This is a genomic window from Microbacterium forte, from assembly GCF_031885415.1.
Lineage (GTDB): Bacteria > Actinomycetota > Actinomycetes > Actinomycetales > Microbacteriaceae > Microbacterium > Microbacterium forte.
Map to the genome: position 1 here is coordinate 3,593,213 of NZ_CP116871.1, position 24,181 is coordinate 3,617,393.

20 protein-coding genes are annotated in these 24,181 nt (G+C 67.5%); 15 read left to right on the forward strand and 5 right to left on the reverse strand.

The annotated features are described in order from the left end of the window. Positions 1-2: 2 nt before the first annotated feature. Genes OB895_RS17445 through OB895_RS17465 form a run of 5 tightly spaced genes read left to right on the forward strand, consistent with a single transcriptional unit; the run spans position 3 to position 7,014 of the window. Positions 3-1,724, forward strand: coding sequence for an ABC transporter ATP-binding protein (locus tag OB895_RS17445; RefSeq protein WP_156145860.1), 1,722 nt, complete (start codon positions 3-5; stop codon positions 1,722-1,724). A 32-nt stretch (positions 1,725-1,756) separates the two neighbouring features. Beyond that, positions 1,757-2,926: a glycoside hydrolase family 1 protein gene (locus tag OB895_RS17450; protein ID WP_311878445.1), complete on the forward strand. Its 1,170-nt coding sequence runs from the start codon at positions 1,757-1,759 to the stop codon at positions 2,924-2,926. A gap of 43 nt (positions 2,927-2,969) precedes the next feature. After that, the gene (locus OB895_RS17455) at positions 2,970-4,511 is read left to right on the forward strand and encodes a molybdopterin-dependent oxidoreductase (RefSeq protein WP_042537388.1); all 1,542 of its coding nucleotides are present in this window, start codon (positions 2,970-2,972) and stop codon (positions 4,509-4,511) included. A gap of 38 nt (positions 4,512-4,549) precedes the next feature. Beyond that, the gene (gene metG / locus OB895_RS17460) at positions 4,550-6,142 is read left to right on the forward strand and encodes a methionine--tRNA ligase (protein ID WP_042537390.1); all 1,593 of its coding nucleotides are present in this window, start codon (positions 4,550-4,552) and stop codon (positions 6,140-6,142) included. Positions 6,143-6,144: 2 nt separating this feature from the next. Next, complete coding sequence (locus tag OB895_RS17465) at positions 6,145-7,014, forward strand: TatD family hydrolase (protein WP_311878449.1); 870 nt, start codon at positions 6,145-6,147, stop codon at positions 7,012-7,014. On the opposite strand, the gene OB895_RS17470 is transcribed toward OB895_RS17465, so the two are convergent. Beyond that, positions 6,996-8,273: an MFS transporter gene (locus tag OB895_RS17470; RefSeq protein WP_228385542.1), complete on the reverse strand. Its 1,278-nt coding sequence runs from the start codon at positions 8,271-8,273 to the stop codon at positions 6,996-6,998. The genes OB895_RS17465 and OB895_RS17470 overlap by 19 nt on opposite strands. A 56-nt stretch (positions 8,274-8,329) precedes the next feature. Here OB895_RS17470 and rsmA point away from each other — a divergent pair, with 56 nt between their 5' ends. From rsmA to OB895_RS17505, 7 genes are all read left to right on the forward strand, one after another. Further along, on the forward strand, positions 8,330-9,199 hold the full coding sequence (gene rsmA / locus OB895_RS17475; protein ID WP_079113230.1) for a 16S rRNA (adenine(1518)-N(6)/adenine(1519)-N(6))-dimethyltransferase RsmA: 870 nt from the start codon (positions 8,330-8,332) through the stop codon (positions 9,197-9,199). A gap of 9 nt (positions 9,200-9,208) precedes the next feature. Then, positions 9,209-10,276: an aldo/keto reductase gene (locus OB895_RS17480; RefSeq protein WP_311878451.1), complete on the forward strand. Its 1,068-nt coding sequence runs from the start codon at positions 9,209-9,211 to the stop codon at positions 10,274-10,276. 13 nt (positions 10,277-10,289) lie between these two features. After that, positions 10,290-11,222 carry a 4-(cytidine 5'-diphospho)-2-C-methyl-D-erythritol kinase gene (locus OB895_RS17485; RefSeq protein WP_042537400.1) on the forward strand — a complete coding sequence of 311 codons (933 nt, stop codon included), beginning with the start codon at positions 10,290-10,292 and terminating at the stop codon, positions 11,220-11,222. 99 nt (positions 11,223-11,321) lie between these two features. Further along, positions 11,322-12,335: a LacI family DNA-binding transcriptional regulator gene (locus OB895_RS17490; protein ID WP_042537402.1), complete on the forward strand. Its 1,014-nt coding sequence runs from the start codon at positions 11,322-11,324 to the stop codon at positions 12,333-12,335. Between the two features lie 155 nt (positions 12,336-12,490). Beyond that, positions 12,491-14,011 (forward strand): multiple monosaccharide ABC transporter ATP-binding protein, encoded by a 1,521-nt coding sequence (mmsA, locus tag OB895_RS17495; protein ID WP_042537456.1) that lies wholly within the window; start codon positions 12,491-12,493, stop codon positions 14,009-14,011. Then, positions 14,008-15,363 carry a multiple monosaccharide ABC transporter permease gene (gene mmsB / locus OB895_RS17500; RefSeq protein ID WP_042537404.1) on the forward strand — a complete coding sequence of 452 codons (1,356 nt, stop codon included), beginning with the start codon at positions 14,008-14,010 and terminating at the stop codon, positions 15,361-15,363. Before mmsA ends, mmsB begins: the two co-directional genes overlap by 4 nt. 60 nt (positions 15,364-15,423) lie before the next feature. After that, positions 15,424-16,545: a substrate-binding domain-containing protein gene (locus OB895_RS17505; protein WP_042537406.1), complete on the forward strand. Its 1,122-nt coding sequence runs from the start codon at positions 15,424-15,426 to the stop codon at positions 16,543-16,545. Between the two features lie 146 nt (positions 16,546-16,691). Here the strand turns inward: OB895_RS17505 and OB895_RS17510 are convergent, their stop codons facing one another. The 4 genes from OB895_RS17510 to OB895_RS17525 all read right to left on the reverse strand — a co-directional run bounded on the left by OB895_RS17510 (position 16,692) and on the right by OB895_RS17525 (position 20,623). Further along, positions 16,692-17,618 carry a polyamine aminopropyltransferase gene (locus OB895_RS17510; RefSeq protein WP_311878453.1) on the reverse strand — a complete coding sequence of 309 codons (927 nt, stop codon included), beginning with the start codon at positions 17,616-17,618 and terminating at the stop codon, positions 16,692-16,694. A gap of 203 nt (positions 17,619-17,821) precedes the next feature. After that, positions 17,822-18,547, reverse strand: coding sequence for a hypothetical protein (locus OB895_RS17515; RefSeq protein ID WP_311878454.1), 726 nt, complete (start codon positions 18,545-18,547; stop codon positions 17,822-17,824). A 92-nt stretch (positions 18,548-18,639) separates the two neighbouring features. After that, positions 18,640-19,137 carry a hypothetical protein gene (locus OB895_RS17520; RefSeq protein ID WP_153302229.1) on the reverse strand — a complete coding sequence of 166 codons (498 nt, stop codon included), beginning with the start codon at positions 19,135-19,137 and terminating at the stop codon, positions 18,640-18,642. Between the two features lie 148 nt (positions 19,138-19,285). Further along, the gene (locus OB895_RS17525) at positions 19,286-20,623 is read right to left on the reverse strand and encodes an HNH endonuclease signature motif containing protein (RefSeq protein ID WP_079113223.1); all 1,338 of its coding nucleotides are present in this window, start codon (positions 20,621-20,623) and stop codon (positions 19,286-19,288) included. A 103-nt stretch (positions 20,624-20,726) separates the two neighbouring features. Here OB895_RS17525 and OB895_RS17530 point away from each other — a divergent pair, with 103 nt between their 5' ends. From OB895_RS17530 to OB895_RS17540, 3 genes are read left to right on the forward strand one after another with little or no spacing between them, the layout of a single operon-like run. Next, on the forward strand, positions 20,727-21,464 hold the full coding sequence (locus OB895_RS17530; protein WP_194285949.1) for an alpha/beta fold hydrolase: 738 nt from the start codon (positions 20,727-20,729) through the stop codon (positions 21,462-21,464). Between the two features lie 9 nt (positions 21,465-21,473). Next, complete coding sequence (locus OB895_RS17535) at positions 21,474-22,271, forward strand: hypothetical protein (protein WP_079113221.1); 798 nt, start codon at positions 21,474-21,476, stop codon at positions 22,269-22,271. A 39-nt stretch (positions 22,272-22,310) separates the two neighbouring features. Beyond that, positions 22,311-24,122: an ABC-F family ATP-binding cassette domain-containing protein gene (locus tag OB895_RS17540; RefSeq protein ID WP_042537418.1), complete on the forward strand. Its 1,812-nt coding sequence runs from the start codon at positions 22,311-22,313 to the stop codon at positions 24,120-24,122. Positions 24,123-24,181 lie beyond the last annotated feature (59 nt).

Here is a 24,181-nt window from a genome sequence, read left to right on the forward strand (position 1 = left end):
CCATGGAAGCGAACACCCCCGCGACCACGAACGACGTCCTGCTCGATGTCCAGGGCCTGTCCGTCGAGTACGCCTCGCCGGGTGCGACGCCGGTCACCGCCGTCGAGAACGTGTCGTTCACGCTGCGTCGGGGCGAGTTCGTCGGCCTCGTCGGCGAGTCGGGCTCGGGCAAGTCCACGCTCGGTTTCGCGCTGACACGGCTGCAGAAGCCGCCGGCTCGCATCAGCGACGGGCGGATCCTGTTCGACGGCCGCGACATCCGCGACCTCGACGCCGAGGAGCTGCGTCGACAGCGTCAGGGCGGGTTCGCGATGGTGCTGCAGTCGGGCATGAACGCGCTGAACCCCGTCCGCACGATCGGCAACCACTTCCGCGACATCTTCGCCGCGCACGGGCATGTGGCCCGAGACGCCCGGGATGCGAGGGCGAAGGAACTGGTCGGCAAGGTGGGTCTCGACCCTCTCGTGCTGTCGCGGTACCCGGGAGAGCTGTCGGGCGGAATGCGCCAGCGCGCGTCGATCGCCCTGGCTCTCTCGCTCGAGCCGCAGCTCATGGTGTTCGACGAGCCGACCACCGCGCTCGACGTGCTCGTGCAGCACGCGGTCATGGACACGATCCGCGACCTGCAGCGCTCCGAGCACTTCACCGCGATCCTCATCAGTCACGACCTCGGCATCGTGCTCGAGGCCACTGACCGCGTGATGGTCATGCACGAGGGGCGGATCGTCGAAGACGCGCCGAGCCTCGACATCCTGCACCGCCCGCAGGACGAGTACACGCGGATGCTGCTGAGCCACTACGCCGACCCGCGGGCCGAGTCGATCTCGATCCCCGGGTTCGTCGACCTCGGCACCCGGCGTCGCGAGGGGCACTCGCGCACCGATCTGACCGAGACCCTGCCCACGGTGTCGCAGCGCGACACCCGACGAGCCGATGCCGCGATCGTGGTCGAGGGCGTCTCCAAGCGCTACCCGGCCCCCCGTCGGGGGGAGAAGCCTGTGACGGCGGTCGACGACGTGTCTTTCCGTCTCGAGCCCGGTGAGGCGCTGGCGCTCGTGGGTGCGTCGGGGTCGGGCAAGTCGACGATCGCGAAGCTCATCACCGGGGTCGAGAAGCAGACCGAGGGCACCGTGCGCTTCGGTGACGTCGACGTCGCGATGCTGGGCCGCAAGGGCCTCCGCGATCTGCGCAAGGACGTGCAGATGGTGTTCCAGGATCCGTATGCCGCGCTGAATCCGCTGCACACGGTCGAGTACGCGCTCAGCCGACCGATCCGCAACTACACGCCGCTGCGAGGGCAGGAGGCGAGAGCCCGCGTGCTCGAGCTGCTCGAGACGGTGGGGCTGACGCCGGTCGAGCAGTTCGCAGCGAAGCTGCCGCACCAGCTCTCGGGCGGCCAGCGTCAGCGTGTCGTCATCGCCCGGGCTCTGGCCAGTGATCCGCAGGTGCTGATCGCCGACGAGCCCGTGTCGATGCTCGACGTGTCGCTCCGAGCCGGCGTGCTCGCGCTGCTCGAGGATCTGCGCGAACGGTGGGGCATCAGCATGCTCTACATCACGCACGACCTGCTCAGCGCGCGTCTCGTCACCGAGAACATCCTCGTGCTCAACAGCGGCCGCGTCGTCGAACGCGGCGAGACATCTCAGGTGCTTCAGCATCCGGAGGACCCGTACACGGTCCAGCTGCTGGATGCGGTGCCGAACCCGGCACGGGCCGAACGCTGACCGAAGACCATCGCAAGACGAAAGGAGCACTCGTGCTCACATTCCCTGACGGCTTTCTCTGGGGCGCTGCGACCGCAGCCCATCAGGTGGAGGGGAACAACACGACCAGCAACTGGTGGGCCATGGAGCATGCTCCCGGCTCGCCCATGGTGGAGCCCTCGGGCGACGCCGCCGATCACTTCCACCGGTACCCGGAGGACATGCGGCTGCTGGCGGACGCCGGTCTGAACTCGTACCGCTTCTCGATGGAGTGGGCCCGCATCGAGCCCGAGCGCGGGTTCGTCTCGCGGGCGATGCTCGATCACTATCGCCGCATGATCGACACGGCTCGCGAGAACGGGCTCGACCCCACGGTGACCCTGATGCACTTCACCGTGCCGCAGTGGTTCCAGAAGGACGGCTTCTGGCGTGCGGACGACGCGGTCGACCTGTTCTCGCGCTACGTCGAGACGGTGCTGCCGATCCTCGAGGGCGTGACCTACGTCTGCACGATCAACGAGCCGAACATCGCGGCGATGCTCGCCGGGGGTGAGGATGCGGCCAACCTCGTCGCGTTCGGACTGCCGAACCCCGACCTCGCTGTCGCCGACACGCTGCTCGACGCGCACCACCGTGCGACCGAGATCCTGCACTCCGTCCCGGGCGTGCAGGCCGGATGGACGATCGCCACGCAGGCCTTCCACTCCACCGGCGAGCCCGGCGCAGACGAGATGCTCGCCGAGTACGGCGACCCGCGCGATCACTGGTACCTCGACCAGTCGGCGGGCGACGACTTCGTCGGCGTGCAGGCCTACACGCGCACCTTCATCGGACCCGAGGGGCCGCGGCCGGTCGCCGACGATGTCGAGACGACGCTCACCGGGTGGGAGTTCTTCCCCGAGGCGCTCGAGATGGGCGTGCGCAGCGCCTGGGAGCGCAGCGGTGGAGTGCCGGTGCTCGTGACCGAGAACGGCATCGCGACCGCCGACGACACTCGTCGCATCGCCTACACGCAGGGCGCGCTCGAGGGTCTGCACCGGGCGATCTCCGACGGCATCGAGGTGAAGGCGTACCAGCACTGGAGTGCACTCGACAACTACGAGTGGGCGAGCGGATTCCGTCCGACCTTCGGCCTGATCGGCTTCGACCACGAGACGTTCGAGCGCTCGCCGAAGCCGTCGCTCGCCTGGCTCGGCGAGGTCGCGCGTCGTAACGGGCTCTGAGCCGGACGACCCCGGGGCTCTGCCCCGGGGTTACCCTCGGATCATGAGCCATGCAACCCGTACGACGCGCGGTGACAGGCTCCGATCGGCGGCCGCCGGGCTGAGTGCGGCGGTCGTCGCGGTCGGCCTGGCGGAGCTGGTGGCCGCCATCGTCGAACCGAGCGCGAGTCCGTTCGCCGTGATCGGCAGCGGGCTCATCGACCTCGCGCCCAGCTGGGCGAAGGACACCGCGATCGCGCTGTTCGGCACCGGCGACAAGGTCGCGCTCCTCACCGGGATCGCCATCGTGCTGGCAGGACTGGCGGCGCTCGCCGGCATCCTGGAATCCCGCCGGGCGGGAGTGGGGTCGACGATCCTCGCTGCTCTCGGCGTGCTCGCTCTGGTGGCCGCGATGATCCGTCCTGGTGCGGGACCGTTCGCCTGGCTCCCCGGCCTCGTCGCGGGAGTGACGGCGGTCGTCGCGCTGCGGCTGCTCATGCGCAAGGTGCACCCGGTGCCGTATCTCCGCGCCGAGCATGAGGAGCGCCGACAGTTCCTCCTGTGGACCGTCGGCGTCGCAGCCACCGGCATCGTGGCGCTCGCCATCGGCAACGCGGCCCGCGGCGTGACCCGGTCCATCGAGGCGGTGCGGTCCACACTGCGCCTGCCGAAGGCCGCCACGCCGGCCCCGGCAGTGCCGGTCGCCGCAGAACTCGACATCCAGGGGCTTGCGCCCGTCGTCACCCCGAATGCGCAGTTCTACCGCATCGACACCGCTCTGATCGTGCCGCGCATCGACCCGGCCGATTGGTCGATCCGCATCCATGGGATGGTCGACCGAGAGATCGTGGTCACGTGGGACGAACTGCTCGCCCTGCCGATGCAGGAGTCGCATGTGACGCTCGCGTGCGTGTCGAACGAGGTGGGCGGAGACCTGATCGGCAGCGCCCTGTGGCTCGGGCATCCGGTGCGCGAGCTCCTCGCGCGGGCGGGCGTCGACCCGGACGCCGACATGGTGCTGTCGACCTCGTCCGACGGATTCACGGCCTCGACACCCCTCGAGGCTCTCACCGACGACCGCGACGCCCTGCTCGCGGTCGGCATGAACGGTGATCCGCTGCCCATCGAGCACGGTTTTCCGGTGCGCATGGTGGTGCCGGGGCTCTACGGCTATGTCTCTGCGACCAAGTGGGTGACCGACCTCGAGGTCACGCGGTTCGACCGGGCGACCGCGTACTGGACCGACCGCGGGTGGTCGGAGCGCGGACCGATCAAGCTGCAGTCGCGCATCGACGTGCCCCGTCGCGGGACTCGGATCGAGGCGGGTGACGCCGTGATCGCCGGCATGGCATGGCAGCAGCATGTGGGAGTCGAGGGCGTCGAGGTGCGGATCGACGAGGGCGCATGGCGTCGGGCCGAGCTCGCCACCGCGATCTCCGACGACACCTGGGTGCAGTGGCGCCTCGACTGGTCGGCCGAGAGCGGAGCGCACACGATCGAGTGCCGGGCGATCAGCGCCGACGGCGAGACGCAGACCTCGGATCCGGCCGACGTCGTGCCCGACGGCGCTCAGGGGTGGCATCGCATCGAGGTCTCGGTCGCCTGAGCGTAACGACCCCCTGCATCCCACCTAGAATTGTCCCCATGCCCGCAGGCGAATCGTTCTACATCACCACGCCCATCTACTACCCCTCCGATGTGCCTCACATCGGTCACGGGTACACCTCGGTGGCGGTCGACGCGCTCGCGCGCTGGCACCGTCAGGGCGGCGATGACACGTGGATGCTCACGGGCACCGACGAGCACGGCCAGAAGATGCTCCGCGCGGCGGCGGCGAACAACGTCACCCCGCAGGAGTGGGTCGACAAACTCGTCACCGAGGCGTGGTTCCCGCTGCTGAAGACCCTCGATGTCGCGAACGACGACTTCATCCGCACCACGCAGGAGCGCCACGAGACCAATGTGCAGACGTTCTTCCAGCGTCTGTACGACCGCGGGTACATCTACGCGGGCGAGTACGAGGCGCTGTACTGCGTCGGCTGCGAGGAGTTCAAGCCCGAGTCCGAGATCGTCGACGGCACAGGTCCGTTCGAGGGTCTGAAGGTGTGCGTGATCCACTCGAAGCCCCTCGAACTCCTGCAGGAGAAGAACTACTTCTTCAAGCTCAGCGAGTTCCAGGACCGCCTGCTCGAGCTCTACAAGACGCAGCCCGACTTCGTGCGCCCCGACTCCGCGCGCAACGAGGTCGTCTCCTTCGTCAGCCAGGGGCTGAAGGACCTCTCGATCTCGCGCTCGACGTTCGACTGGGGCATCCCGCTGCCGTGGGACGAGTCGCACGTCATCTACGTGTGGGTCGACGCGCTGCTCAACTACGCCACCGCCGTCGGGTACGGCTCCGATCCGGAGACGTTCGACCGCCGCTGGCCCGCCTATCACGTGGTCGGAAAGGACATCCTGCGCTTCCACGCGGTGATCTGGCCCGCGCTGCTGATGGCCGCCGGGCTCGACGTGCCCAAGGGCGTGTTCGCGCACGGCTGGCTGCTGGTCGGCGGCGAGAAGATGTCGAAGTCGAAGCTCACCGGCATCGCACCGACCGAGATCACCGATGTCTTCGGCTCCGACGCGTACCGCTATTACTTCCTCTCCGCGATCGCGTTCGGTCAGGACGGGTCGTTCTCGTGGGAGGACCTCTCGGCCCGTTACCAGGCCGAGCTCGCGAACGGCTTCGGCAACCTTGCCTCGCGCACCACGGCGATGATCGAGAAGTACTTCGAGGGCATCGTGCCGCCCCCCGCCGACTACACCGAGAAGGATCTCGAGATCCAGAGGATCGTCGCGGATGCGGCGTCGAACGCGGATGCCGCGATCGAGCAGTTCCGCATCGACGAGGCCATCTCGTCGATCTGGACGATCGTCGATGCGCTGAACGGCTACATCACCGCGAACGAGCCGTGGGCGCTGGCCAAGCAGGCGAACAGCGGAGACGAGGCTCAGCGCGGCCGTCTGGGCACGGTGCTCTACACCTGCGCCGAGGGCCTGCGTGCGCTCGCGGTGCTGCTCTCGCCGGTGATGCCGCAGTCGACGGAGAAGCTCTGGGTCGCCCTCGGCGCTGCCGAGAGCCTCGGACGTCTGCAGGATCAGCCGATCCGTGAGGCCGGAGCCTGGGGAGCGCTGCGCCCCGGAACCAGCGTCAACGGCCTCAGCCCGCTGTTCCCGCGTGTGGAGTCCAACGCCTGAGCATGACGTACGTGCAGCAGCGAGACGGCGAGGGACGCAAGAACCTGCGGTATCCGGCGGCCCCCGAGCCGCTGTCCGTGCCCGTGTACGACAACCACGCGCATCTCGAGATCCTCGACGGCGATGAGCCGCTGTCGCTGACCGAGCAGCTGAATCGGGCCCAGGCCGTGGGCATCGCCGGGGTGGTGCAGGCGTCGGGTGACATCGAGTCTTCTCGGTGGGCGGTCGAGGCGGCGGAATCGGACTCCCGTGTGCTCGCGGCTGTCGCGATCCACCCGAACGACGCGCCTGCCTACGCCGAAGAGGGGCGCCTCGATGAGGCCATCGCGGTGATCGACGAGCTCGCCGCGCACCCCCGCACGCGGGCGATCGGCGAGACGGGGCTCGACTTCTTCCGCACCGAGCCCGAGCGCCGAGCACCGCAGTTCGAGTCCTTCGAGGCGCACATCGCGCTCGCCAAGAAGCATGGCATCGCGATGCAGATCCATGACCGCGACGCGCATGACGCGGTCCTCGAGACGCTGACGCGGGTGGGTGCCCCCGACCGGACCGTGTTCCACTGCTTCTCGGGTGACGACGAGATGGCCCGGATCTGTGCGGATGCCGGATATCACCTGTCGTTCGCGGGCAACGTCACGTTCAAGAACGCGCAGAATCTGCGCGACGCGCTGAAGGTGACACCGCTGGATCGCATCCTGGTCGAGACCGACGCGCCGTTCCTCACCCCGACGCCGCTGCGCGGCCGGCCGAACGCCCCGTATCTCGTGCCGATCACGGTGCGCTTCATGGCAGCCGAGCTCGGCATCGAGGTCGACGAGCTCTCTGCCCAGCTCGCCGCGAACACCCTGCGGGTCTACGGCTCGTTCGACTGAGTCTCGATCGCCTGCGTGTCGGAGACCGGCTTCGCCGACACGATCTGCGAGATCGGCTTCCACACGAACAGCAGTGTGAGCGCAGCGCCGACGAACGCGAACCACCACGGAGCGGTGAGACCCCAGAACTGCGCGATCACGCCGCCCAGTGCCTGTCCGATCACCATGCCGCCGAACACGCCGACCATATTGACCGAGGCGACCCGGCCCTGCAGCTCGGGCGGCACGAGGCGCTGACGGACGGTCGTCGAGATCGTGCCCCAGATGAACGCGTAGGCGCCGAAGACGAACATGATCACGAGCGCGACCCACCCGGTGCTGGTGAGCGCGAAGGCGAGGTGCATCAGCACTTCGAGAGAAAGCACGACGCGCATGAGCGTCGCGAACGACACGTGTCGTTCGAGCCACCCGAAGCACAGCGTGGCGAGGATGCCACCGGCGGCGGACGCCGTGGTCAGCGCTCCATAGCCGACGGCGCCCATGTTCAGGTGCTCGGTGGCGTAGAGCACGAGCACGCCCCAGGGGGCCGCCCAGGTCACGTTGAAGACCAGGATGATGAGCACGAGCATCCGCACCGGCGGGTTCTGCCAGAGCCACCGCAGGCCCTCGGCGATGTCGGTGTGCACGTGCGTCTTCTCGGCGTCGCCCGTCGCCCGGGGCGGCACCGGCGTGCGGGCCATGCGCGAGATCAGCACGACCGCGAGGAGCACGCAGAGGACCTCGAGCAGGAAGGGCCACGCCGTGCCCGCGGCGAAGAGGAAGGCTCCCAGCGGAGGACCCGCGAACTGGTTCGCGACGAGGTACCCGGCCTGCAGACGCGCGTTGCCGATGCCCAGATCGGCGGGCTTCACGAGCATCGGCAGCAGCGTGCTTCCCGCCGTGTCGACGAAGACCTCTGCCGTGCCGTAGAGGAAGGCCACAGCGAGCACGATCCAGATGTTCGCCGTGCCGGTGAGCAGGAACGCGCAGAGACCTGCGAGCACCACGGCCCGCGCCGCGTTGGCGAACATCACGAGGCGTCGGCGGTCGAACCGGTCGGCGATCGCACCGGCGTGCAGCCCGAACAGCAGCCACGGAAGGAACTGCATGATCGCGCCGGCGGCGACGAGGATCGGCGATGACGTCATCGAGGCGATGAGCAGGGGAGCGGCCGCCAGAGCGACGCCGTCTCCGACGTTGCTCGTCCACGACGATGCGAGCAGCCAGCGGAAATCCCTGCCCATCCGACGGGGCGCGATCAGTTCACCGAGGGAGGGCACCACAGAAGACTACTGGCGGGTTCGGACACCGGTGAGGGGTGGGGGACAATGGAGCAATGACAGTCACCCTGCTCGGCGCCACCGAGATCCGCCGCCTCGCCGCTGAGCTCGACGTCACCCCGACCAAGAAGCTCGGACAGAACTTCGTCGTCGACGCGAACACCGTGCGCAAGATCGTGCACGCCGCCCGCGTGCAGCCGGGGGAGCGGGTCGTCGAGGTCGGGCCGGGGCTCGGTTCGCTCACCCTCGCGATCCTCGAGACCGGGGCATCCGTCACCGCCGTCGAGATCGACCACCGGCTCGCAGCCCGACTCGCCCAGACCGCGGTCGAGCACGGCGTTCCCGCCGAGAGGCTCACGGTTGTCGATGCCGACGCGCTGCGCATCACCGAGCTGCCCGGCGAACCCACCGTGCTGGTCGCGAATCTCCCCTACAACGTCTCCGTCCCCGTGCTGCTGCACTTCCTCGAGAACTTCTCGTACCTGAAGCGCGGCGTCGTGATGGTGCAGGCCGAGGTCGCCGAGCGCATCGCGGCCAAGCCAGGGTCGAAGATCTACGGCACCCCGAGCGTCAAGGCGGCCTGGTACGGCGAATGGAGGCTCTCGGGCACCGTGTCCCGTCAGGTCTTCTGGCCGGTGCCCAACGTCGACAGCCTCCTCGTCGGCTTCGACCGGTCGGAGGGCGAGCGCGGCACGGAGGATGAGCGCCGACTCACCTTCACGATCGTGGATGCCGCCTTCAACCAGCGCCGCAAGATGCTGCGTCAGGCGCTGTCCGAGCTCTTCGGCAGCTCGGCCGCGGCATCCGAGATCCTGATCGCGGCAGGAGTCGCGCCGACCGCCCGCGGCGAGGATCTCACGGTCGACGACTATCACCGTATTGCGCGGCACGTCGCCCAGATCGAAGACACCGCCATCACCGGCTAACCTGGCACGGTGACCGAGTCTCCCCGCTTCCGTCCCAACGTCCCTGAGCTCCACCGGCCGTACGCTGCCGACGAGAGCCGCTACCAGCACTTCGAGTACCGCCAGGTCGGCTCCTCGGGGCTCTACCTGCCGCCGATCTCGCTGGGCCTGTGGTGGAACTTCGGCGACAACATCCCGCTCGACAACCAGCGCGCACTGTTGCGCCACGCGTTCGACCGGGGCATCACCCACTTCGACCTCGCGAACAACTACGGACCGCCCTACGGCTCCGCCGAGAAGAACTTCGGTCGCATCTTCGCCGAGGACTTCCGCCCCTATCGCGACGAGCTGATCATCTCGTCGAAGGCGGGCTGGGACATGTGGCCGGGGCCGTACGGCGACCTCGGGAGCCGCAAGTACATCCTCGCGAGTGCCGAGCAGTCGCTCACGCGCATGGGTCTCGACCACGTCGACATCTTCTACTCGCACCGCGCAGACCCGGTGACCCCGGTCGCCGAGACCATCGGAGCCCTGGACACGCTCGTGCGTCAGGGCAAGGCGCTCTACGTGGGCATCTCGTCGTACAGCGCCGAGCGCACGGCCGAGGCCGTCGCCGTCGCCACCGAGCTCGGCACCCCGCTCGTCATCCACCAGCCCGCCTATTCGATCCTCAACCGCTGGGTCGAAGACGGGCTCACCGAGAAGCTCGAGCAGTCCGGCGTCGGCGCGATCGCCTTCACCCCGCTGGCGCAGGGGCTCCTCACCGACAAGTACCTCGGTGACGGCACCGCAGCCCGGGCCCAGAAGCGCGGGTCACTGCCCGATGCTCCGCTGTCGGATGCCGCTGTCGAGACGCTCCGGTCGCTCAACGCCATCGCCGAGGGGCGGGGGCAGTCGCTGGCTCAGATGGCGATCCAGTGGACGCTGCGCAACCCGGTGGTCGCCTCCGCACTGGTCGGGGCATCGCGCCCCGAGCAGCTCGACGAGAACATCGCCGCCGTCAACGGACCGGCATTCACGGCCGACGAGCTCAGCCGCATCGATGAGGCGGCCGGCGCCATCGACGTCGACCTGTGGGCGTCGTCCACGGAGCTGTGACGGGAAGACCGAGATGAGCTTCGCCGCCCCCGTCGATTCCGTGCACGTGCGCGCGCCGGGCAAGATCAACGTCTACCTGGGCGTGGGCGGCCGTCACGACGACGGGTACCACGCGCTGGCTACCGTGTTCCAGGCGGTGTCGCTCTATGAGGACGTGATCGCCAGGCACGCCGACGACTTCTCGATCACGGTGTCGGGCGTGGACGATCCCGACACGGTGCCGCTGGACGATCGCAACCTCGCGATGCGGGCGGCGAAGCTGCTCGCGACCGCAGCCGAGTACGGCGGCGGGGTGGCGCTCGAGATCCGCAAGAGCGTGCCGGTCGCCGGAGGCATGGGAGGCGGGTCAGCGGATGCCGCTGCCGCCCTCGTGGCCTGCGATGCGCTGTGGGGCACCGGGTTCTCGACGGCGCGCCTGCACGAGCTCGCGGCACGCCTCGGTGCCGATGTGCCCTTCGCGCTGCACGGCGGCACCGCCGTCGGCACCGGTCGGGGAGACCAGTTGAACCCGGCATTGGCGAGGGGACGCTTCGACTGGGTGCTCGTCCCGAGTGACGAGGGCCTGTCGACGCCGGTCGTGTACGCGCGGCTCGATGCCCTGCGTGACGCCGAGGGCGCGCTCGCCGACGATCCGCCGCTGTCGCTCGAGGTTCCGGCGCCCGTGCTGCAGGCGCTGCGCTCGGGAGACCCGGACCTGCTGTCCGAGAGCATCTACAACGACCTGCAGGAAGCCGCCCTGCACGAGCGGCCGGAACTCGAGACGACGATCCTGCGTGGCATCCATGCCGGTGCGCTGCAGGGGATCGTGTCCGGTTCAGGGCCCACCGTCGCACTCCTCTGCGCGAGCCCCGAGGGTGCGCAGGAAGTGCAGTCGCTGCTGCGCGAGCACGGGCTCGAGTCGCTGCACGTGCATGGCCCGGTGCCGGGCGCGCGCATCCTCGCCTGACCCGCCCCGCCGCCCCCTCACGTCAGCGACGTGCGTTCGGCGCGCCTGGCGTACATAATGAAGGGACGATGTGACCGTGCACATACAAGGAGGTCTGTGATGTCGACTGCCTCCGAGCGTGCCCGGATGCCGAGCATCCGCGACGTCGCTCGACTCGCGGGGGTGTCGCACCAGACGGTCTCGAGGGTGCTGAACGATCACGCGAGCATCCGCCCCGAGACCAAGGCCAAGGTGCTCGACGCCATCGCGGTGCTCGACTATCGTCCCAATCTCGCAGCGCGGGCACTGGTGACCAGCAAGTCCAACATGCTGGGCATCCTCGCGGCGACCGTGGGGGAGTTCGGACCCACGTCCTCGATCGTCGGCATCGAGGATGCCGCGCGCGAGGAGGGGTACTCGGTCTCGACGCTCAACCTCTCGGCCACGACGCCGGAGGCGATCGGCAACGCCCTGCGCCAGTTGGCGCGCGAGCAGGTCGACGGCATCGTGGTGCTCGCCCCGCAGGTGCGGGCGTTCCACGTGCTCAAGGGCATGGCGGTCGAGATGCCGTTCGTATCGCTGCAGACCGCCTCGGGCTCCGACGGGGTGACGCTGTCGGCAGACCAGGTCGCCGGTGCCCGCGCCGCCACCGAGCATCTGATCGGGCTCGGACACAGCGACATCATCCACATCGCAGGGCCCCAGGACTGGATCGAGGCAGAGTCGCGCATGCGCGGGTACCTGGACGCGCTGCGCGAAGCCGATCTTCCGACCTTCCCGCCCATCCGCGGCGACTGGACGGCCGACTTCGGCTACTTCGCGGGCAAGGAACTGTCGCGCCGCCGCGATTTCACGGCCGTGTTCGTCGCGAACGACCAGATGGCCATCGGTCTGATGCACGGCTTCCGGGATGCCGGCGTCCGCGTGCCCGAGGATGTGAGCGTCGTCGGCTTCGACGACATCCCCGTCGCCGCGCATGTCGCGCCGACTCTGAGCACCGTGCATCAGGACTTCCCCGAGCTCGGGCGTCGGGCGGTGCGGATCCTGCTCGCGCAGATCCGGGGTGAGCAGGTGCCCGAGTTCGGGCCGCTCCAGACCACCCTGCGCACGAGGGAATCGTCCGCACCTCGATAGAGCCACAATTTGGCTCGTGGTCTTGACAGCGTCTCGGCGAGCGTAGACTATGTAATCCAATGTGAACGGTCACATCGAGGGTGACCGCCCGTCGCGAGGAAGATCTTGTGAGCACCACAGCAACGTTGCCGGTCGTGTCAGGCCCCATCCTGGAGATGCGCAGCATCACCAAGGAGTTCCCGGGTGTCAAGGCGCTGTCCGACGTGTCCATCACCGTCCGCGCAGGCGAGATCCATGCGATCTGCGGGGAGAACGGCGCCGGGAAGTCGACCTTGATGAAGGTCCTCTCCGGCGTGTACCCCTACGGCACGTACGAGGGGGACATCCTGCTCTACGGCGAGGAGCAGCGCTACCGCGACATCGCGGCGAGCGAGCAGGCCGGAATCGCGATCATCCACCAGGAGCTCGCGCTGATCCCCGAGCTCTCGATCACCGAGAACATCTTCCTCGGCAACGAGATCCGCAGCTTCGGCAAGATCGACTGGCGCGCACAGCGCCAGCGCACGGTCGAGCTGCTGGCTCGCGTCGGCCTGCGTGAAGACCCCGACGTGGCCATCAAGACGCTCGGTGTCGGCAAGCAGCAGCTGATCGAGATCGCCAAGGCCCTCAACAAGGACGTCAAGCTCCTCATCCTCGATGAGCCCACCGCGGCGCTGAACGAGAACGACTCGCAGCACCTGCTCGATCTGATCCTCGGCCTCAAGGCCAAGGGCATCGCGTCGATCATGATCAGCCACAAGCTCAACGAGATCGAGCAGATCGCCGACGAGATCACGATCATCCGCGACGGTCGCACGGTCGAGACGCTCGACATCTCGCGCGGTGAGATCAACGAGGACAGGATCATCCGCGGGATGGTCGGACGCTCGCTCGAGAGCCGATACCCAGACCGCACCCCCGAGATCGGGGAGGTGTTCTTCGAGGTCAAGGACTGGTGGGTGCAGCACCCGACCGTCTCCGAGCGCATGGTCGTCAAGGGATCGAACCTCAACGTCCGCCGCGGCGAGGTCGTCGGCATCGCCGGGCTGATGGGCGCGGGCCGCACCGAGTTCATGATGAGCATCTTCGGCCGCTCCTACGGCAACTTCCAGGGCGGACAGATCATCAAGGACGGCCGGGAGATCTCGATCCCCGACGTCTCGTCCGCCATCAAGCACGGACTGGCGTACGTGAGCGAGGACCGCAAGGTGCTCGGCCTCAACCTGCTCGACACCATCAAGCGGTCGGTCGTGGCGGCCAAGCTGTCGAAGATCTCGAAGCGCGGCGTCGTCGACGAGCGCGAGGAGTACTCGGTCGCCGAGCGCTACCGCAAGGCGCTGCGCATCAAGACGCCGAGCGTCGAAGAGGGCGTCGGCAAGCTCTCGGGAGGAAACCAGCAGAAGGTCGTGCTGGCGCGGTGGATGTTCACCGACCCCGACCTGCTGATCCTCGACGAGCCCACCCGCGGCATCGACGTGGGTGCGAAGTACGAGATCTACGCGATCATCAACGAGCTCGCCTCGCAGGGCAAGGGAGTCATCGTCATCTCCAGCGAGCTGCCCGAACTGCTCGGCATCTCCGACCGCATCTACACAGTCTTCGAAGGTCGGGTCACCGACTGCATCCCGGCCGACCAGGCGACACCCGAGGCCCTCATGCGCAGCATGACCTCCGCGACTCAGAAAGCATCAGCATGACCACCGACCTCACGACAACGAAGCGCGGCTTCCACTTCGGCGACATCCGCAAGATGTTCGGAAGCAACGGCACCTCGTCGCTGCGCCAGTTCGGCATCCTGGGCAGCCTCATCGTCATCATCGCCCTCTTCGAGATCCTGACGCTGCTCCGCAACGGGCCGAACGGCGCGACGCTGACCTCGGGCAACCTGATCAACGTCATCAACCAGTACTCGTTCATCCTGATCCTCGCGATCGGCATGGTGATGGTCATCATCATGGGGCACATCGACCTGTCGGTCGGCTCGGTGGCGGCATTCACCGGCATCATCGTCGCGAAGTCGATGGCTGACTGGAACCTCCCTTGGCCGGCGGCGATCCTCCTGGGCCTCGGTGTGGGTGCCCTCGTGGGTGCCTGGCAGGGATTCTGGGTGGCATATGTCGGGGTGCCCGCGTTCATCGTGACGCTCGCCGGCATGCTCTTCTTCCGCGGCGCGCAGCAGTGGATCGGTGACGCTCAGACGATTCCGGTGCCCAAGGGCTTCCAGGTGATCGGCACCGGCTATCTGCCCGAGGTCGGGCTTCCGCTCGACTTCAACGTGCCGACGATGCTCCTCGCCCTGGTCGCCGTGGCGTGGCTGGTCTTCTGGGAGATCCGCACCCGTCGCCAGCAGCACAAGATGGGCTCCGACAGTGCGCCTCTGTGGGTCAGCGTGGTCAAGGTCGTGCTGCTCTCGGTCGTCGTCCTCGCCGCGGCGTGGATGTTCGCGACCGGTCGCCCCGGCACGAGCTTCCCGGTTCCGGGTCTGATCCTGCTCGCCCTGGTCATCATCTACTCGTTCATCACTCGCAACACCGTGTTCGGCCGTCACATCTACGCCGTGGGTGGCAACCGTCAGGCCGCACGCCTCTCGGGTGTGAAGGACCGCTGGGTCGACTTCTTCGTCATGATGAACATGTCGATGATGGCCGCCCTCGCCGGCATGATCTTCGTCGCCCGTTCGCAGGCGTCCGGACCGAACGACGGCACCGGCTGGGAGCTCGACGCCATCGCATCCGTGTTCATCGGTGGCGCCGCCGTCGCCGGTGGCATCGGCACCGTGATCGGATCGATCATCGGTGGTCTTGTCATGGCGTTCCTCAACAACGGTCTCGCTCTGCTCGGCCAGGGTGCCGACGTCGTCTCGATGATCAAGGGCCTCGTGCTCCTGCTCGCGGTCGGCATCGACGTCTGGAACAAGCAGCAGGGCCGCCCGTCTCTCATCGGTTTCATGATGCGTCGCTCGAGCCGCCAGCAGGACCCGGCCACCGAGACGTTCGAACCCAACAGGACTTACCAAGCCCCTCCCGTCGACAAGACAAGGGCCGAGTAAGCGGAATCTCCGCGCAGTGCTCGCACGCAGAATCCGTCACATCACACAGAAAGAGATCACATGAAGAAGATCATCGTCACAGCGACAGCGCTCGTCGCGACGGCTGCCTTCGCACTCACGGGCTGCTCCGGTGAGCGCGGCGGCGGAACCGACACGGGATCCGGCGAAGAGGCCGAAGCAGGCTTCGAAGCAGGCTCCCCGATCGGTGTCGCGCTTCCCGACAAGACCAGTGAGAACTGGGTCCTCGCGGGTCAGCTCTTCACGGACGGCCTCGAAGAGGCCGGCTTCAAGGCCGACGTGCAGTACGCTCCGGCGAGCAACACGGTCGCCGAGCAGCAGAACCAGATCCAGGCCATGGTCACCAACGGTGCCAAGGTCATCATCATCGGCGCGAAGGATGGCAAGCAGCTCGCCACCCAGGTGCAGGCCGCCAAGGATGCCGGCGCGTACGTGATCGCGTACGACCGTCTGATCGAGAACACCGAGGCCGTCGACTACTACGTCGCGTTCGACAACTTCAAGGTCGGCCAGTTGCAGGGCCAGGCTCTGCTCGACGGACTCGCCGAGCGTGCGGGCCACGAGGCTCCGTACAACATCGAGCTCTTCTCGGGCTCGCCGGATGACGCCAACTCGAAGGTCTTCTTCGACGGCGCCATGGACGTGCTCCAGCCGGAGATCGACAACGGCAACCTCGTCGTCGTGTCCGGTCAGACCGAGATCGCGCAGACCGCGACCGAGGGCTGGCTTCCGGAGAACGCGCAGAACCGCATGGACACGCTGCTGACCTCGTCGTACAGCGGTGACACGGTGGTCGACGGTGTGCTGTCGCCGAACGACACCCTTGCTCGCGCCATCATCACGTCGGTGCAGCAGGCCGGCAAGCCGGTTCCGGTCGTCACGGGTCAGGACTCCGAGGTCGAGTCGGTGAAGTCGATCATGGAGGGCATCCAGTACTCCACGATCAACAAGGACACCGCGCTGCTCGTCGAGCAGTCGATCAAGATGGTCGGCCAGCTGCAGGCGGGCGAGACCGTCGATGTCAACGACGAAGAGTCGTACGACAACGGCGCGAAGATCGTTCCGGCATACCTGCTCGATCCGATCATCGTCACGAAGGAGAACGCCGCTGAGGCGTACGCCAACGTGCCGAGCCTCCTCGAGATCGTAAAGTCGTACCAGTAAGCGATTCCGCTCGAACAACGACGAGCCGTCCGGACCTTCGGGTCCGGGCGGCTCTTCGCCATGTCGGGTCGACTTTTCACACCTCGCGCGGGCGAGCCGCTGGCGGGAAGCGGACGTCCTGTCGGAGGACGTCCGCACACGGTGCGCTAGCCCCAGAGGGGGTCGTCGGGATCGGGAGAGTCTGTGCCGTCGGCATCTGTCATGATGCGCGCTTCATCGATCCACGACGTCAGAGCGCCATCGCGGAGGAGATGAGGTCGCGGTGTGTCGAGCAAAACGGAGGCGGTCACCTTGTCGAGCGGCTCATCGCTCGCGAAGATGACGACGTTGCCGAGTGGCCCTTCCGCATCTTCCGGCTCTGTGTCGAGCACGACAGCGACGTGATCGAACACGGTGCTCAGGGTCGCGGCCTGTCGTCGTGAGTATTCGAACGGATGCCCGTCGAGCAGGTTCACGGCGACCACGCCCGCTGCTGCGGAGCGCGCGGCGACCCGGCGGTAGAACTCCTGGCTGGCCACACGATGCCGGATGACGGCCGCATCCCAGAGATCGACGACGGTGAAGCACGCCTCCACCCAATCGGTGTCGATTGCGGTGCGATAACTCGCTGTGTCGTCAAGTCCGGGGGACGGAGATGACTGCACCGGCGATGTCTTCTCATTCGGAAAAGCGGCGTCCGCGACCGTCCGAGCGTCACCGAGGATGACTCGTATGTCAGACCCGGGAGGCAAGGGCAGCGCGTCGATGACGGCGGCGTAGAGCGCGGGTTCGAACTCCACCACCAGCTGAGGTGATCCGGCGCGCGTCGCCTGGACGTAGCGTGCCAGCGTGAGTGCTCCGGCCCCCAGATGCACGGTGAACAGCGGCGCATCCGGCTCGGCGGCGGCATCCATTGCGCGGGCGATGTGTTGGGTGTAGCTGTACTCGAGGGAGGTGGGTTCGGTGATCGAGACGACGGACTGCGCAATTCCATCCACGCTGAGCTCGAAGCGACCGGGTCGCCTTCTCGACTGCACCAGCTTTGCCTTGCGGTCGGCTAGTGAGAGCGAGAACACCCGGCGACTCCATGGCACCTGTCTAGTTTAGGCGGAGGGGATCGGTCGGCGGCTGCCTCTCGAGGAGCAGAGCGCCGTAGGCGAATTCGCTCTCGGAAGGCCGAACCTCCTCGAGATCGTCGAGTCGCACGAGAGAGCGATCAGTCATCTGGCAGAACAGGGCCGCTCGGACCTTCGGTGCTAGGGGTCTTTCTTATTGGCGTGCTGCTGTGGTGCGTCCTTCAGCAGCCGACGCCGGCCGGGTTCTCGTCGCAGGTGTGGGCGACGAGCGCGGTGCGGGCTTCGAGGATGCGGATCTCCTGCGTGGCGCCACTGGTGGTGAGCTGCCCGGGAACGTCGATCCATCCGCCGCCGAGGTCCACCTGCGCGGTGTATCGGATGTCCACCCGGGCCGGGTACGCGCCGGGTTCGCGGTAGACGTGGCTGGTCGGGGTCGGTGTGAACTGCGCTTGGGCGAGCGCCTCCCACGTCTGCCCCGGCGTTGTCAGTGTCGCCGAGCTTCCGTCGCCGTAGGTGTAGTCGTATGCAGCCGGGACGAATCGCACGCGCAGTGGCAGGCCGAACAGCTCGCCGCCTTGGATCTGCGGTGTCGCAGCACCGGTGAAGTTGGTCGGCATCCCAGCGATCCCGACGTTTCCGGGTTCGGCGGTGGCGAGGACGGATGCCGGAGCGAACCGCGCGAGGTCGGAGATGGTGATCGCCGGAGTGCCCTGTGCGGACGGGGTCGTCGCCGGGGCAGCGGGCCGGTTCGGGCGGGGTGCGCATCGCGTGGTGCCCGAGTCGTCCATGCACGCCGCGAGGTCGATCGCCTCATCGCTCGGCCCCGACGGCGTGCCGGGGCCGGATGGGCCGCCGTCGGTTCGGCGCGTGTCTGTGCTCGGGGCGGTTCCCTGCTGCTGTTGCGTGGCGGTGATGCTAAGCGACGAGCCGTCGACTAGTCCACACATACCAGCCGCGGCCCACTGGCCGTTGCAGTCGGAGGTTGTGGCTGGCTGACTGAGCGGAAGAAGAACAAGTCCCAAGCTGAGCAGGGTGACAACTAGCATGCGTCGCTTTCGATCAGATTCGAGCTTGAGATCAGCAACGCTCCATCTGAGCCTACAAAGGCAACGTTCAGAGGCAATCGTGTCGGACGACCTTGCGGGGTGACATCCCCGCCGTTCGCATCGACCACCTGAGTGTGGCTGACGTCCAGACACACATTGGCCGTGACCTCGACCTCGCCAGAGTTCAGTGCTGCTGCAGTACCGTCGAAACCCGCGACGGTACCCTCGCCGATAACTTCGAGGCCCTGTGCTTGAAGGTATCGCGTCGCTTCGAGGTCGCTTTCGAGAGCCGGGCCAGTTAGGTAGATTCGTGGATTCGGTGGTGTGTCCGTCGCGATTCTTGACTGGTTCAGCGCATCGTTGTACGCCCGGTACACCTCTTCCGCCGCCGCGAACGCCTCTTCCTCGCTGGAGAAGGCGGGCGTCGGCGTGGGAACCGGCGCCGGCCCCGGTGCGCACCCGAGCAGCTGCCCCAGAGCGGTCGCGATCATCGCGACAGTCACACTTCTTGCGCGGGTCGTCAGCGGTCGAGGAGGGGGCAAGGGTCGCGAGCGAGGAGAGGGCACTGCGCCACCGTAGCCAAAGGGCAATAGGTGCTGTCGCAGTTATCCACAGCGCGAGGCGGCGACCGGGTCTTCCTCAGAACGGCGCGGGCACAGCATCCTCCGTCACGGTGAACGTCACCGTGTTCGGTGCAGGAGGAGTGTCGACATATGTTCGGCCGGTGGGACTCGTCCACTCCACGACTCCGCCTGGCTTCTGCTCGACGTGCCAGGGGGAGTGGTGTTTCAGAACATGATGTCGGCGACAGAAGGACGCGAGGTTCGTCTCGCAGGTCGCGCCACCCGTCGAGGCGGCATGATTGTGGTCGAGATCGCACTTGCGAGCCACAATTCCGCAGGTGGGGAAGCGGCATCGCTGGTCACGCGCACGCAGATGCCTGCGCAGGTGACGGCTCGGTCGATACCGGTCGACCGCGAGGACTCGACCGCTGATCGGATGCGTCAGCACCCGGTCCCACCCCTTCGTCTGGCCCGCCATCTTGCGCGCCGTGTCGACATCGATCGGGGTCCGCCCATCGAGTTCGGCCGGCGGTGCCGCATCGGCATCAGGCTCGGCGTGCGCGTCATCATCCATCAGCGTCGTCACCGGAACGGTGATCTCGATCCGCGCACTGATGGCACCGAGCAGCCCGTCTTCGCTGTCGTGACCGGTCGGCTGTCCGCTGAGCACGAGATCGGCGAGCAGATCGGCACGGATCTCATCGACCGTCCGATCATCCGGCTCGAACTCGCTGCCGTCGCGAGCTGCCTGTCGCTTCGCGCGAAGGTTCTCGTCGCGCAGTGTGTGCGCCATCTGCGAGAGACGGTCGAACATGCCGTGCACGAGCGCGGCGGGCGCGTGCGCGTGCAGAGCCGCCATTCCGTCGTCGCCGTCCGTCACCCAGACGCGCCGCTGCGACCTCGCTCGACGGTGTCTCTCCGACACGGTCGTCGAAGCGAACCGCTCGGCTACTCGCCGGGCCAACGCACGCAGACGGTTGGGCGACTCCGCCTCGGCGATCGGGAGGATGACCGCGGAGTACTTCTCACGATCGCTGGGCGACTCGATGCCCGACCCCGCGTCGACGATCACCCGAGAATGAGCCGGGCTGATCCGCCCAGCCCCCTGCGCCGCCCAGACCGCCGGAAACTGGTCGACCAGCAGCTCTGCGGCCGCCATCCGCCGCTCGATCGTGCGATCGCTGACGCGCTGCACTGCACCGATCTCGGCAGCCACGGTGCGAAGAGAGTGGTCGCCTCTGTCGGGGTGATCGCCCTGCTTGGCGATGTCCACCGCCAGTCGTCCAGCGATGGCCAGCAGCCCGTCGCGTGCGGCGCTCATGCTGCTCAGCGTCGCCTCCGCGACCTGCAGCGCGTCGACGAGATCGGCGAGTGTCGCCATCTGTGCGTCCGTCGCGTCGAGCAGTGCTGTCATGTCACAAGTAGATCAGAGACCACCGACATTCGAAGATAAATACGAAACATTCCGATCTGGATATGATCACGGAAGAGTAACGGAAGCGTGCAACACTGACGGGATGCTCCTCCACGCGATCGACACCGGAACAGGCCCAGGCACGGTGCTCCTGCTGCACGGAATGATGGGGTCGTCCGAGAGCTGGTGGCGCCTGATCCCGCCGCTCACAGCCAACGGCCACCGCGTGATCGCTCTCGATCTGCCCGGTCACGGCCTGTCGGAGCGCGACCCGCAGCTCACGATCGAGCAGGCAGCGGCCTCCGTGGTCGAGACGGCCAGGCATCTCGGCGCGGGGCACCCGCTCGCAGCCATCGGCCACTCCTACGGAGCGACGGTCCTCGCCGCGGCGGCCGAGATGCTGCAGCCCGATCTGTCTGTCTATGTCGACGCGGCGCTCTCCCTGACCGGAGGTCACGACCGCGCGGCTCTCACGGCGCAGTATGCGCGCGACCGCAGAGCGCGCCTGTCTCCGGAGGATCTGCTCGCGTCCCGCCCCTTCTACTCCGCGCAGGATGCCGAGGTGGAGGCCCGCGCCGCCGCACGCTTCGACCCGGCGACGACAGCATCCATCTCCTGCGACTCGGATCATTCCTGGCTTCCCGAAGCCGGCTCGATCGTCGTGCGCGCAGAACCGAGCGCGTGGGTCAGTGACGACGATGCCCGCAGATTCGCGGCGAACGTTGCTGACGTCCGCAGGATCCCCGGGGCCGCGCACACCATCTGGTACAGCCACTTCGACGCATTCACCGCGTCCCTCCCCGAACTCTTCGGCCCACCGCCACCGCACCCGCTGTCATAGCCTCGGATCATGACGACCGCGATGCCACCCTCGAACGCGGTGCTCGCGGACTTCGGGATCCCCGCCGCGGATCACGAGGACCTCCGGAACCTCCCCGGAGGCCGCGGTCTCACCTGGCGCGCGGCCGACACAGTCCTGCGCCCCTCGGCCGGAGACGGCGAGACGCTGTGGAAGGCGAACGTCCTCGCGCATCTGCCGCACACCTCGGCATTCCGCACGCCGCGCCCGATCCCGTCGGCATCCGGAGCGTGGACGATCGCCGGCTGGGAGGCCTGGGAGTGGCTGCCCGGTCACACGGATGAGACCCGCGTGGCCGACGTGCTCGCCACCGCCGCCGCGTTCCATCGAGCCGTCGCAGACCTCGATCGTCCGGACTTCCTCGATGCCGCACGCGACCCCTGGGCGCGGTCGGACAGGATCGCCTGGCAAGAAGAGGACCTGCCGCCCGGCGACGCACTCCGGCGACTCGCTGACGCCTTCAGGCCTGTCGCCGCCCCGGCCCAGATCATCCACGGCGATCTTCTCGGCAACGTGATGTTCGAACGGGGGCAGCCCCCGGTGATCATCGACTGGGCTCCCTACTGGCGTCCGGTCGGCTTCGCCGACGCGATCGTGTTGGCCGATGCCGCGTGCTGGCATCGTCTCGCACCGGCGGACATGCTGAGGCTCGCAGACGAGAGAGCAGACGGGCGCCAGCACATCATCCGCGCCCTTGTGTTCCGCATCGCGACCTTCCAACTCCTGGGAGTGTGGGATGCCGAGATGGAGGCGCGCCATGCTCCCGCTGTCACCGCAGCGCTCAGCTGACCGGCTCACCCAGCGTGCCCGACTACCCTGGGGAGTGATATGGCACATCTTCTCGGGGCAGAAGCCCTTCATCTCGAATATCCGACGAGGGTCGTCTTCGACTCCGTGACCCTCGGCATCGAAGAAGGTGACCGCATCGGCATCGTCGGCCGCAACGGCGACGGCAAGTCGAGCCTCCTGGGGATGCTGGCAGGCCTCAAGGAGCCGAGCTCGGGCCGCGTCACGGTGCGCGGCGGAACGACCATCGGCGTCCTCGACCAGGCCGACACCCTCAGCGACGACCTCACGATCAGCGCCGCGGTCGTCGGAGACACCCCGGAATACGAGTGGGCGGGCGACCCCCGCATCCGTGACGTCATCGAGGGACTGCTGAAGGATCTGCCGTGGGATGCCGAGATCGGCTCTCTCAGCGGTGGTCAGCGTCGTCGCGTCTCGCTCGCCAAGCTGCTGACGGGCGACTGGGACGTGATCGCGCTCGATGAGCCCACCAACCATCTCGACGTCGAAGCCATCACCTGGTTGGCCGGGCACCTCAAGAAGAGGTGGAGCCCGAACTCCGGAGCGCTCATGGTCGTGACTCACGACCGATGGTTCCTCGACGAGATCTCGACCGAGACCTGGGAGGTGCACGACCGCATCGTCGAGCCCTTCGAGGGCGGGTACGCGGCATACATTCTGCAGCGCGTCGAACGCGACCGGATGTCGGCTGCCACCGAGGCCAAGCGACAGAACCTCGCGAAGAAGGAGCTCGCGTGGCTGCGCCGAGGCGCCCCTGCTCGCACCGCGAAGCCGAAGTTCCGCATCGACGCCGCCAACGAGCTCATCGCCGACGTGCCCGAGATCCGCGACAAGATCTCTCTGCAGTCGCTCGCGGTGTCGCGCCTGGGCAAGGACGTCGTCGACCTGCTCGACGTGGGAGTCACCTATCCGACCGTCGACGGCGGCACGCGAGAGGTGCTGCGTGACGTCGAATGGCGCATCGCGCCGGGGGAGCGCACCGGCATCCTCGGCGTCAACGGCGCCGGCAAGTCGACGCTGCTGGGCCTCATCGCCGGCACCGTCGAGCCGACCGTCGGCCGCGTGAAGCGCGGCTCGACCGTGAAGGTCAAGACGCTCACCCAGCGCCTCGACGAACTCGAAGATGTGCGGCGCGAGCCGGTGCGAGTCGTGATCTCGCGGCTGCGCACCTCGTACACGATGGGCTCGGGCTCGAAGGCGCAGGAGCTCACGCCCGGGCAGCTGCTCGAGCGGCTCGGCTTCGACTCCGCCCAGCTTTCTACCCCCGTGAAGGATCTCTCGGGAGGCCAGCAGCGGCGACTGCAGCTGCTGCTCGTGCTCCTCGACCAGCCCAACGTGCTGATCCTCGACGAGCCGACCAACGATCTCGACACCGACATGCTCGCGGCCATCGAGGATCTCCTGGACTCGTGGTCGGGAACCCTGCTGGTCGTCAGCCATGACCGGTATTTCCTCGAGCGCGTGACCGACCAGCAGTTCGCGATCCTCGACGGCCACCTTCGGCATCTGCCCGGCGGCGTCGACGAATACCTGCGGCTGCGTCAGCTGCAGACCTCGGCGCCCGGCAAGTCTCAGACTGCCGTCAACACCGAGAAGAAGGCCTCCAGCCTCGACGGCGCCGCCCTGCGTTCGGCGCAGAAAGAGGTCTCTTCGCTCGAGCGCCGCATCCAGAAGCTCACCCAGCAGGTCGACAAGGCGAAGTCCGCTCTCGCGGAACACGACCAGTCGGACTTCGCGGGCCTCGGCGACAAGATGAAGGCGATCAGCGATCAGCAGGCCGAGATCGAGCAGCTCGAACTCCGCTGGTTCGAGCTGACCGAGGAACTCGACTGATTCGGGGTCTCGCCATTCGGCCGTAGCGGGAATACGGTGGCAGTGCGATGCGCTGTGCT